Origin of the sequence: Thermotoga sp., assembly GCF_021162145.1 — a bacterium.
GTDB lineage: Bacteria > Thermotogota > Thermotogae > Thermotogales > Thermotogaceae > Thermotoga.
In genome coordinates this window covers 1-11,410 of record NZ_JAGGZH010000091.1, presented here as the reverse complement: position 1 = coordinate 11,410, position 11,410 = coordinate 1, and the positions used below count along the sequence as shown (strand labels likewise).

The following is an 11,410-nucleotide window of genomic DNA, read 5'->3' as shown; positions in this document are numbered from 1 at the left end:
CGGAAAAGTTTTTTCAGGATCTCTCCGAAAAGTTGAAAGTGCGTCAGTTAAAAAAGCGCCTAGGGGAGATAGAAAAGATGATAAAACAGAGCACCAGTGAAGAGGAAAGACGCATCCTCTTGAATATGAAAGTGGACCTTTTGAGAAAAATCAAGAGGAGGTGAAAAAGTATGGCAGAAAAGAAAGAGGCTATCACAAAAGAGGAACAGGCCAAAGAACAGGAGAAAAGGTTTCCTTCTCAGATAGAAAAGCGGATAAAAAAACTCATAAATCAGGGAAAAAAGAGGGGATACATCACCTATGAAGACATAGATAAAGCATTTCCACCCAATTACGAGGAGTTCGATACGAACTTGATAGAGAAGATATACGAGGAACTCGAAAAGTATGGAATAAACATCGTGGAGAGCGATTCAGAGGAAGAAACAGGGACCTCCACTGAGGAACTGGAAGAGCTCCTTGAAAAGGAATCTCCTGAGATACACGACACCAGCAATGTGAGGGATTCTATAAAGATGTATCTTAAGGAAATTGGCAAGATACCACTCCTCACACCAGCCCAGGAAAGAGAGCTTGCAAGACGAGCGCAGATGGGTGACAAAAAAGCCAAAGAAAAGCTCATAACGTCGAACCTAAGGCTGGTTGTCAGTATCGCAAAGCGCTACATGGGACGTGGGCTTTCCTTCCAAGATTTGATACAGGAGGGAAACATTGGTCTTCTTAAGGCAGTGGAAAAATTCGATTGGAGGAAGGGATACAAGTTCAGCACGTACGCTACCTGGTGGATTAGGCAGGCGATTACAAGGGCGATTGCGGATCAGGCCAGAACCATCAGGATACCCGTTCACATGGTTGAAACGATAAACAAGTTGAACAGGCTGAGAAGAGAGTACTACCAGAAATACGGAGAAGAACCATCTGTAGAAGAACTGGCCAAGATGATGGGAAAACCACCAGAAAAGATAAAGGATATACTCGAGGCGGCGAAGGAAACAATCTCGCTTGAGTCTCCGATCGGTGAAGACGAAGACTCTTCCATAGAGGACTTTGTAGCAGACGAATCGGTACCTTCTCCCAAAAAAGAGGCCATGAGGATGCTTATGCGCGAAGAGCTGGAAAAAGTCCTGAAAACACTCAGCCCAAGGGAAGCCATGGTTCTCAGAATGAGATACGGTCTACTCGATGGAAAACCGAAAACGCTGGAAGAAGTGGGACAGTACTTCAACGTCACAAGGGAAAGGATCAGACAGATCGAGGTCAAAGCTCTCCGAAAGTTGAGGCATCCTTCAAGAAGCAAGTATTTGAAATCACTGCTTTCGTTGATGGATGAAAATGAAGGGTGAGCAACAGCTCACCCTTATTCGTTTTTCAGGACTCTCAGAAGGTACTCTATCGGGTCACCCCTCTTGTACAAAACCACAGTTCCCGATCTTGGGTTGTATCCCGGATGTTTCAGAAGCGGTGAATCTTTGCTCGGAAAGAGTTCCACCATGGAGTGATCGAACTTGATTTTCCTCACGCCCAGTTTTGACGCTCTTATCCTCATTTTGAAGTAATCCAAGAGCAGCTTCACTTCCTCTGGTGGTTCTCCAAATCGATCTTTCATCTCTTCGAGTATTTCTTCGATCCCCTCTTCCTCAGTGAAAGATGCTAGCCTTCTGTATATCCTTAATCTTTCCATGAGGTTCGAAATGTAACCCTCTGGTATGAAGAACTTCCCCGGCGGATTCTCTATCTCAACACTTATAACGCGCTTTTCCTCAACCTGCTTTCTTTTTACCCTCATCACGGTCTCTTTTAGTATTTCGTTGTACAGTTTCAGGCCAATGGAGACGATGTTTCCGTGTTGCTCCAGTCCAAGAACATCTCCAATGCCTCGCATTTCCATGTCCCTCATGGCGATCTGCAGTCCACTACCAGGTCCTGTATGCGTTTTGAGTACCTTGAGCCTTTCCAGGGCGCTTCTCGGAACTCCTTTTGGATACAGAAAGTACGCGAAAGCTCTTCTGTTGCTCCTTCCCACTCTTCCCCTGAGTTGATAGAGCTGGGCAAGACCGTATCTGTGAGCATCATCGACGATCAGGGTGTTGGCATTCGGTATATCGACGCCGTTTTCAATGATCGTCGTGCACAGAAGAATGTCAACGCTTCCGCTGTAGAACTCGTGGACGATCTTTTCCATAGTCCTTCTGGACATCTTACCGTGCGCCATAGCAATTCTGAACTCTGGAAACATTTTCTTCAGTTTCTCGAACACCTCCGGGAGTTCATCCACTCTGTTGTGAACGTAGATCACCTGTCCACCTCTGTTTATCTCTCTCACGATAGCTCCTTTTACCAGTTCCTCGCTGTATTCGGTGATGCTAACATATACAGGCCCTCTTCCAGGTGGAGGAACGTTTATCACCGAAAAGTCCTTCATCCCAGAAAGTGCCATGTGCAAGGTTCGTGGAATAGGAGTGGCACTCAAAGAGAGAACGTTCACGGAAAGTCTCATCTTTTTGAACTTTTCTTTTTGTTCGACACCAAATTTTTGCTCTTCGTCTATAATGACAAGCCCGAGATCTGAAAATTCCACCCTGTTGTTCAAAAGAGCGTGCGTTCCTATCACAATGTCTACCTCACCTTTCTTCAGCCCTTCCAGGATCTTTTTTCTTTCTCTCAACGTCCTGGAGCTGTCAAGAAGCTCGACTTTGACGCCGAACGAGTCAAGCCTTTCCTTGAAGTTCTCATAGTGCTGTCTGGCGAGCACAGTGGTGGGAACAAGGACAGCCACTTGCTTTCCAGACACTACTGCACGAAAAGCCGCCCGAAGGGCAACCTCCGTTTTGCCTACTCCTGCATCACCACAGAGCAACCTGTCCATGGGTTTCTCCGATGACAAGTCGGCCAGAACTTCTTCTATGCACCTCTGCTGATCAGGAGTTTCTATATATGGAAAGGTTTCCGCGAACTTTTCTTCCAGCTCAGGATCACCGGAGAGGGGTATTCCCCTCGCTTCTTCTCTCTGCAAGTAGAGCTCGACAAGCTCTCGTACTCTTTTTTCGATGTCCTCCCGAACTTTTCTCAGCGTCCTTTTCCATCTTCCTTTGCTCAATCTATCGAGCTTCACCTGGGTTGGATCACCTATGTATCTGTGCACCCTGTCTATCTTTTCAACCGGAACGTAAAGAACCGCGTCTTCGTATCTCAGTTTAAGATAGTCTCGTTCTCCAAGGACACTCCTCAACCTGACCATGCCCTCGAAGATGGCTATCCCGTGTTCTTTGTGAACGACGAGCTCTCCTTCTTCTATCTCATCAACGTCTACCAGAGGAAGGACTTCCTCCTCTTTCCTAGAAGGGGTGGATACAACTGAGGATGTTTTCTCGATGTTCTTCAAAACCCTGTCCAGGACACTCTCGTCGAAGAACTGGGCGTATCTTTCCTTGAGAAGGTCTTTCATCTCTCTTCTGATCTTTCGGTATTCTTCCAACACTTTTTCTAGATCTTCACATGTGAAGCGCGCATTTTTTACGAAGTCTATCAAGGAACTGTTTCCATACTCGTCGAGAAAGGGGAGAATATAAACTTCATCAACACCCCGGAAAGATCTCTGAGTAGTAATGTCGAAGAATCTGATATCTTCCACTTCATCTCCAAAAAGCTCTATTCTCACGGGGAAGTCATACCCGGGAGAGAAGATATCTAAGATTCCACCCCTGATGGAAAACTCACCGGGCATTTGAACGGTGAAGACCCTTTCATATCCCGCCTCCACGAATCTCTCGGGGGTAAGGTCGAATGAAGAAAGGCGTCTGACCTTGATAGAATTCCTCTCCAGAAATTCTGGGGAAAAAATCCGTTCGGTGAGGGCCTTCAGTGTGGTGACGATTTTGAGATCCTCTCCCTTCAGAAGCTTCCAGAGGATCTCTACTCTTTTTTTCTTCACTTCAGGTGATAGAGAAACATCTTCGAGAGGCAGATTGTCTCTCGAGGGATAGAAGAGGTATCCTTCTACACGTGCTGTCCTTTCATTTGGAACCAGAAGTATTTCAACCATCCTTCGTCAAATCTTTCACGAGTTTCTTCTCATCGTCACTGAGACCTTCAAAGGGATTGGGAAAGTTGAGTTTCACTTTACACAGGGCCTTTACGATCTTCACCCTTGAGTCCTTCAACCCGAGATCTTCTGCTTTTTTCATCAGATTCAACGCTTCGAAATACTTTCCCATCTGATAATAGGTACATCCCATGTTGAAGAAGGCTTCTGCGCTTTCCGGGTCCATTTCTATGGCTCTCTTGTAGCTCTCCATTGCTTTTGCCAGAAGTTTCTTCCTCCTGTATATGTTTCCGATGTTGATCCACAACTCAGCAGATGGGTCTTCTTCTGCTAGTCTCAAGAACTTCTCCAAGGCGCTATCCAGCTTTCCACTCTTCATATCAAAATACGCTTCTTCGAACTCATTTAAGCTCAAGCTCTATCACCTTCTTTGTGACGTACACAGTGTCCGAGTAGTTCATGTCGGGCGTTTTGAAAACAACGGAAATGGGTATGATCTCCTCGGTGATAGGCTTGACGTAGGAAAAGCTGAACACCCAGAGGTTGTGTTTCAGAAAGTGTGGCATGTCTATGCCTCCACCCGATTTGTAGCAAAACTTCCTCAACTTGAGTGGTGCATCCCGCGTGGTGTAGAGTTTGACGTTTTTGAGCTTCAGGACGGCGAGTTGCTCGGGTGAAAACGCCGTATCAGGCGGTACCAGCACACAGTATCCCTTTCTATCGTTCATCCGGTAGATCTTTTTCGAAAGAAACTCCTCATCACTTATGTAAGTAGTGTACTCCCTCATCCTGTAAGACACCTCGAAGGGAACCCGACCACGCGCCTCGAGTAAGTCCGAGAAAATATGAACAAGATCTATATCCCTTCCAAAGGCGTCCTCTACTCTCACGTAGAGCGACATCCTATCGGTTGTGAACTCAAAAGAATCAATGTGTACGAAAACCGGCTCCGAGGATTTGAGGATGCTGATTTCCACCCTATGATTCTTCCAATCTGTTCCGAAAAGGTACGGATAATCGTACTCCATGTTCACATACTGAGGGATCGAGCCAATCTTCTGAAGCCTTCTTCCGTCGAAGTGGTAGAGCACTCCAAACTGGTCGAGTAAAAGGTACGATCCATCGTAGAACATCTCGAAAGAGCGCGCTGGAACAGGAAGAGAGATTCTCTGTTGTTCGCCGCTGTCTACATCTGTCGCTATGAGAGAGTTGCTCCAAACGTCGAGGACTATCACCTGTCGTCTGTAGACTTCGGCATCCATGATCAGTGGGTTACCACTGAGCGGTATTTCTTTAACACCGTTGTTCTTCATCAGGACTATCTTGTTTACATCCGCTACAACAAACTCCCCTGAGTTCAGTACCCCTGCCCCAATAGGATGGAGAAACGTTCCTATCTTCTTTTCGTTTCGATAAACATCACCGTCTTCTGAGATCAAGAAAATGTTTCCATCCTTGTCAACAAAGACCTGCTCTGGCCGAAATGACAGCTTTTTCACCTTATAGGTGTATCCATCAGTCTCTATCAAGCGGTTGTTTGGTGGGTCAACAATGTAGATGTTCTTCCCCAGAACAGCTACGTCCGTCGGTGAGAAGAAATACTCCACACCGTTCTTGAACCCATCCAGGATGCGAAGTGTTTTCATGTAGAAGGAACCTACCTTCTCGTTTCGGAGGATGAATTCGAGGTTGTGGACAAGCGAGAGAGCTTCAGGCTGGTTGGGAACGATGACGAGCAGATTCTTCAAATCTTCATAAGCTTCTCTGACACGCCCGGTTTCTATCATCAGCTTTGCTCTCAAGTACCAGAACTCTGCTAGATCTTCTGCCGGGATAGGTTTGTAAAAGATCTCTTCTATTTTCTGTATGGCGGAGTCTATATCACCCCTTGCCCAGTCCACTATTGCCTCTGAGAACATCTCTTTGACACTCTGCGAAAAGACAGTCAGGGTAACGAACAAAAGAAAAAGGATGACATGTTTTTTCACACTTTCACCTCTTGAAGAGAGTCACCTTTCTTTCCGTTCCGTGCAGGAGTCTTTGTATATTCCCCGAGTGACGAAGAGTTGACAAAACGGCGAGTATCAGGATCAACATGCCGGCGTCGTATCCTTTGAAAAGGTATCCCAAAAGTGCGGAAATATAGAGCCCAATGAGTGATCCCAGAGAGGCGTATCCAGTGATCATCACTACAAAGAGCCACACAAGGGAGAACACAATTCCTATGGGCCACGACAGGTAGAAGATGATACCGAGTGTTGAGGCAACACCTTTTCCACCTTTGAACTTCATGAAAACAGAAAAGTCGTGACCGAGGACGGTCAATATCGCTGTCAGGGAAACGAGCTTTGGATCTTCCGAGATGGATCCTGCAAGGAGGACGGGGAAAAATCCCTTCAGTGCATCGAGCAAGAGGCAGATTCCACCAACAACGTGACCCGTCGTTCTGATCGCGTTCGTTGCCCCCACGTTTCCACTTCCAGCTTTTCTCACGTCCACTCCTTTGAGCCACTTTGGAACCAGATAGCTGAAGGGAATTGATCCTATCAAGTACCCGGTCAGGGGAAAAACCCACCACTCCACAATATCACCTGCTCTTTTTGAATTTCAAAAATATGGGAGAGCCTTCGAATGGGAATACGTATTCTCTGATCAATCTTCTGAGGAAGACTTTCTGGGGTTCTTTGACTTTCTCTGTGTTGTTCACAAAAAACAGGAAAGTGGGTGGCTTTATGTCCACCTGAAGTCCAAAAAAGATCTTAAGACCACGGGGCAAATTGGTGAACGCCAGCACTTTCTGAAGAGCAGAGTTCAAGGCGCTGGAAGGCACTTTCGCTGTGTAAGAAGAGTATGCCAGGTTGATGGCATCGATTATCTTCTCCACTCCCCATCCCTTGTTCGCCGAAGTGAATATCAGAGGACTGTAATCAACAAAATAGAGTTTTTCTCGGAAAAGACTTGTGAACTCATCGTATCTCTTTTCTCGATGCTCCACCAGATCCCACTTGTTGAATACAACAACACTCGCTTTGCCTCTTCTTTCAACCAAGCCCGCTATTCTTTGATCCTGTCTTGTAATACCCTGTGTAGCATCGAGAACGATGATGACGATGTCCGCTCTCTCTATACTCTCAACGACTCTGTACGTGCTATATCTCTCCACAGTTTTCGGTTCTATTCTCGACTTTCTCCTAAGACCAGCCGTGTCCACGAAGACGTATCTCCTTCCATCGATGAACACCTCGTCGTCGACGGGATCCCTGGTAGTACCGGGAATCGGCGAGACCAGTGCCCGCTCTTTGTTCAGAATGGCGTTGAAAAGAGTGGATTTTCCAACGTTCGGGCGTCCAACAATAGCGATCTTCACCGCCCCAGTTATCTCCGGTTTTGTCTCCAGATCCAACCCCTTTTCTTCGAGTTTTTTGATAATCTTCTCCATTAGCGTTTCAAGATTGTGACTGTGCTCGGCTGAGACGGGTACAGGATCATCAAATCCAAGTCTGTAGAGCTCTGGCTTCACTTCTCTTTCAAATGCTCGAAGGTTTTCCGCTTTGTTTGCCACCAGAATAACGTCCACTCCTGATTTTCTAAGGAAATCAGCGAGTGATTCGTCTTCTTTTGTTATGCCGTTTTTTCCGTCGACAACGAACAGTACAAGATCCGCTTCCCTGATCATGTTCAGGGTCACTTCCTTCATCTTTTTTGAAATTATATCCTGTGGATTGTCAAACACACCGCACGTATCAACCAATCTGAAGGTCTTCCCGTACCACTCTACAGTATCTTGAACGGGGTCACGAGTGACCCCTTCTTCATCTTCAACGATTGCCTTTCTTTTTCTCACCAGTTTATTGAAAAGAGTGGACTTTCCAACGTTGGGTTTTCCAACGATCAACACGGTTGCCATGTTTTACTCTCCGTTCTTCAACAAGTCACCTAAGGATTTCTGATAATTTTCTTTTTCTACCTTTTTCTTGTACTCTTCTATGTTCATTCGTTCTTCAAACCTCTTTTCACTCAGGATCATCCTCCCTCCGAATGTTTCATCTGGATCGATCCTGAGAACAACAAGGTTGAGTGTTTTGCCTTCCTCAGGTTCACTGATGAGGTGGTTGTTCGGTATGAACCCCTCCACATCGTATTCTTTGACCTGAACGATCACCCCTGAGTTCACGATCTTTTTCACGGTACCTTTGACCATGGAATCTTTTCCCAATTCTTCCAGAGCACGCTCCCATGGATTTTTCTGAGTTCTCTTTATACTCAGAGAGAGTCTTCTGTTTTCCTTATCTAGGTTCATTATCTTCACTTTCACTTTTTCTCCCACTCTGACAACCTCTTCTGGACGGTCAACTCTTCTCCAGGAAAGCTCGGAGGCAGGAACGAAACCTTCAATTCCTTCCTCCAGTTCAACGAACACTCCTTGTTTTATGATGGAGGTAACCTTTCCAGCCACCGTGTTTCCAACATAGTACTTGTCTTCGATGTTTTCCCACGGATCTCCCTTTGCTTTTCTGTAGCTGAGGGTGAGTTTCCTGTTTTCTTTGTCCACGTTGATCACTTCGACCTTCACAAGATCACCGACTTTCACGACGTCTTCCAGGTTTCTTCGGCTGCTTCCCCAGAAAACTTCTGAGCGCGGAACGAGCCCCTCCACCCCAGGTTCGAGCCTCACGAAGAAACCGAATGGATGTATGGACGTGACTTCCCCACTCACCACTTTTCCGAGAGGATATTTTCCCTCTACTTTGCTCCAGGGATCGGGCATAAGTTGTTTTATACTGAGCACCACGCTTTTCCTATCTTTGTCCAATTCAATAATCTTCGCTGTGACCGTTTGACCAACCTGTACCATGTCCTCGGGAACTATCCTTGTGTCGTAACTGAGCTCACTTCTTGGAATGAAACCTCTTATTCCACCCAGAATTTCGACTACAATCCCGGAACGAGTGATCCTCCTCACTGCACATTCAACGATGTCTCCTGTTTTCCTTTCGGAGAAGAATTGTTCCACTTTCCTTTCCTGGATGGCTTTTCTTGAGACAACGATTCTTGTACCCCGTCGTGTGCGAGTCATATCCAGTATGAGAACATCCACATCTTCTTTGGGAAGGGGATCTTCTCTTCTCAGTAGAGAGTGAGAACCCGGCAAAAAAGCGGGCACTACGCCTTTCAATAGCACATTGTATCCACCCTTTGACTGTGAGACAATTCGGGCTTTGACCGGCTTTCCTTCTTCGTGAAATTTCCTCAGTTCTTCCATCGTCTCTCTGAAGATGGGTCTTTTTTCTGAAAGAGTGGATCTCTCCTCATAATTCAGGTTCAATATCTGAAGGGTGAGTTCCTCCCCTACTTTGTAATCACTCACCGGTTTGATCAACTCACTTTCTGGAACGAATCCTTCACTTTTCCCCCCGAAATCTACCACGATGCCGTCCTCTTCCTTTCCAATAACCGTTCCTTTTACTATTTGCCCTCTCCTGAACTCACCGGGTTCGTACTGACGAAGGATTTCATCGTTGAATTCCACAGGTTCCATAAGACTTCCCCTCCATCTCTTCTAATTTTCTAACAATGTTCTCTATCAAAGAAACAGGTGTGGAAGTTCCACTGAACACACACACCGTACCATATTTTACTACGCCTTCCGGTATCTCATCGGATGATTCCACCCATATGGCCCTGGAGTTTCTGGATGCGAGGCGAAACAGCTTCCCAGTGTTGGAACTGTGTTTTCCCCCGACCACTATGGAAAGGTCACAAATTTTCGAGAGTTCTCTTACCTCTCTTTCCCGATCCACGGTCACAGGACATATCGTGTTCAGGTACACGACTTTTTTGAAGTTGTTTGTTCTGATCATCTCTGATACAAATTCCCTGTACTCGTCCAGAGAAGAGGTAGTTTGAGACAGAAAAACTACGTTCTTTTCTTCCGTTTCAAATGGTTTTCTCGCTACAATCGCAGAAGCGTACCCCAGCAGGGCAACCATCTCAGAATGATCTTTCTTTCCAAATACTATGAGCTTTCCCTTGGAAGCATACTCCCGTGCTGTTTTGAAAAGTTGAGAAACAATGGGACAGGTAAGATCCACCACTTCCGAATACATCTTTCTCAGTTCTTCGAGTTTTTTCTTTGGAATTCCATGGGCTCTTACAACGAAGACATCCCCATCGGCAGGGTCGGAGGAGATCTTCAACCCTTTCTTCACCAGATCTTCCATTACCAACTTGTTGTGAACAATCTCACCGTCTGTTACAACTCTTTTTCCTTCCTTTAAGAGCTTTTCAACAGTTTTTATCGCCCTTTCTACTCCAAAGCAGAAACCGATATTCTTTGCAACGATGACTTTCAAGATCTGATCCTCTCCTCGACAAGCTCTAATATTTTTTGAAGAACCTCGTTTACACTCATGTTGGTTGTGTCGATAACCACAGCATCTTCCGCGGGTTTCAGCGGAGAAACACTTCTCTTGGAGTCCTGTTTGTCCCTCGAAATTAACTCTTTCTCAACTTCCTCCCTGCTAACATTCAATCCTCTTTTTTGATATTCCATCAGTTTCCTCTCAACCCGAACTTCCAGAGAAGCTGTAAGGAATATCTTGAGCTGAGCGTTCGGCAAAACGACAGTTCCTATGTCTCTCCCCTCAACCACGACGTTTTTATCATCACAGATCTCTCTTTGTATCCTGATGAGATAGTATCTTACCACCTCGAGTTTTGCAAAATCTGAAGCAAGAATACCTACCTCAGGACTCTGAATCCTTTCTGTGTAGTCTTCTCCGTTGACAAGTACCTTCCCATCTCTGTAATCTATACTCATGCTCCTAAGAGCTCTCTCCAGCTCTTCTCTGGGCGAAGAAGGATTCAACCCTTTTTCCTTCAAGTAGACTGCAGCAGCACGGTAAGTGGCTCCCGTGTTCAAATGTTCAAATCCCAGTCTTTCTGCCAAGAGCCTGGCAATGGTGGATTTTCCCGAAGCCGCTGGTCCATCGATTGCTATTTGAAACCCCATCTTACACCTCCTCTGTTGTGTCGACGATCTTGAAGATCTTGTCCAGGTGTGTGAGTTTGAAGATTCTCAGGATACTCTCTTTCAGAGAACTGAGAATAAAGTCTTTCCCGTTGATCTTCGCATCTTTTAAAATGACAACCAGTGTACCCAGGCCTGCGCTGTCCATATAGGAAACGGACGAAAGATCCAAGATAATTTTCTTCTTGTCTGTCGATGAAACAAGGTTCCTCAGCTGTTCTTTCAGTTCTGAGGAATTGTAAGCATCGATTTCCCCATGAACCTTCACGACTATCTTGTCTTCTTGCTCTACTTTCTCGAGTTTCAAGCTTTCCACGTTATCCCTCCTCCACACGGAT

10 protein-coding genes are annotated in these 11,410 nt (G+C 45.8%); 1 reads left to right on the top strand and 9 read right to left on the bottom strand.

Annotated elements, in window-relative coordinates; all coding sequences use genetic code 11:
• The first annotated feature begins 170 nt into the window (after window positions 1–170).
• Entirely contained in the window at window positions 171–1,343 is a 1,173-nt protein-coding gene (gene rpoD / locus J7K79_RS05900) for an RNA polymerase sigma factor RpoD (RefSeq protein ID WP_296906245.1), read from the top strand.
• Between the two features lie 14 nt (window positions 1,344–1,357).
• Here rpoD and mfd read toward each other — a convergent pair whose 3' ends face one another.
• The 9 genes from mfd to J7K79_RS05855 are packed head-to-tail and all read right to left on the bottom strand — an operon-like array spanning window position 1,358 to window position 11,388.
• Window positions 1,358–4,042: a transcription-repair coupling factor gene (gene mfd, locus J7K79_RS05895; protein WP_296906243.1), complete on the bottom strand. Its 2,685-nt coding sequence runs from the start codon at window positions 4,040–4,042 to the stop codon at window positions 1,358–1,360.
• Window positions 4,035–4,457 (bottom strand): tetratricopeptide repeat protein, encoded by a 423-nt coding sequence (locus J7K79_RS05890; RefSeq protein ID WP_296906239.1) that lies wholly within the window; start codon window positions 4,455–4,457, stop codon window positions 4,035–4,037. The genes mfd and J7K79_RS05890 overlap by 8 nt, the downstream gene beginning before the upstream one ends.
• A complete protein-coding gene (locus tag J7K79_RS05885) occupies window positions 4,444–6,030 on the bottom strand; it encodes a hypothetical protein (RefSeq protein ID WP_296906235.1) in 1,587 nt (528 codons plus the stop codon). Before J7K79_RS05885 ends, J7K79_RS05890 begins: the two co-directional genes overlap by 14 nt.
• 4 nt (window positions 6,031–6,034) lie before the next feature.
• Window positions 6,035–6,625 carry a glycerol-3-phosphate 1-O-acyltransferase PlsY gene (plsY, locus tag J7K79_RS05880; protein ID WP_296906232.1) on the bottom strand — a complete coding sequence of 197 codons (591 nt, stop codon included), beginning with the start codon at window positions 6,623–6,625 and terminating at the stop codon, window positions 6,035–6,037.
• Window positions 6,626–6,629: 4 nt separating this feature from the next.
• Window positions 6,630–7,949: a ribosome biogenesis GTPase Der gene (der, locus tag J7K79_RS05875; protein WP_296906229.1), complete on the bottom strand. Its 1,320-nt coding sequence runs from the start codon at window positions 7,947–7,949 to the stop codon at window positions 6,630–6,632.
• 3 nt (window positions 7,950–7,952) lie between these two features.
• On the bottom strand, window positions 7,953–9,581 hold the full coding sequence (locus J7K79_RS05870; protein ID WP_296906227.1) for a 30S ribosomal protein S1: 1,629 nt from the start codon (window positions 9,579–9,581) through the stop codon (window positions 7,953–7,955).
• Window positions 9,556–10,395: a 4-hydroxy-3-methylbut-2-enyl diphosphate reductase gene (gene ispH, locus J7K79_RS05865; RefSeq protein ID WP_296906224.1), complete on the bottom strand. Its 840-nt coding sequence runs from the start codon at window positions 10,393–10,395 to the stop codon at window positions 9,556–9,558. The genes J7K79_RS05870 and ispH overlap by 26 nt, the downstream gene beginning before the upstream one ends.
• Complete coding sequence (gene cmk, locus J7K79_RS05860; RefSeq protein WP_296906221.1) at window positions 10,392–11,054, bottom strand: (d)CMP kinase; 663 nt, start codon at window positions 11,052–11,054, stop codon at window positions 10,392–10,394. Before cmk ends, ispH begins: the two co-directional genes overlap by 4 nt.
• 1 nt (window position 11,055) lies before the next feature.
• The gene (locus J7K79_RS05855; protein WP_296906248.1) at window positions 11,056–11,388 is read right to left on the bottom strand and encodes an STAS domain-containing protein; all 333 of its coding nucleotides are present in this window, start codon (window positions 11,386–11,388) and stop codon (window positions 11,056–11,058) included.
• Window positions 11,389–11,410: the final 22 nt, after the last annotated feature.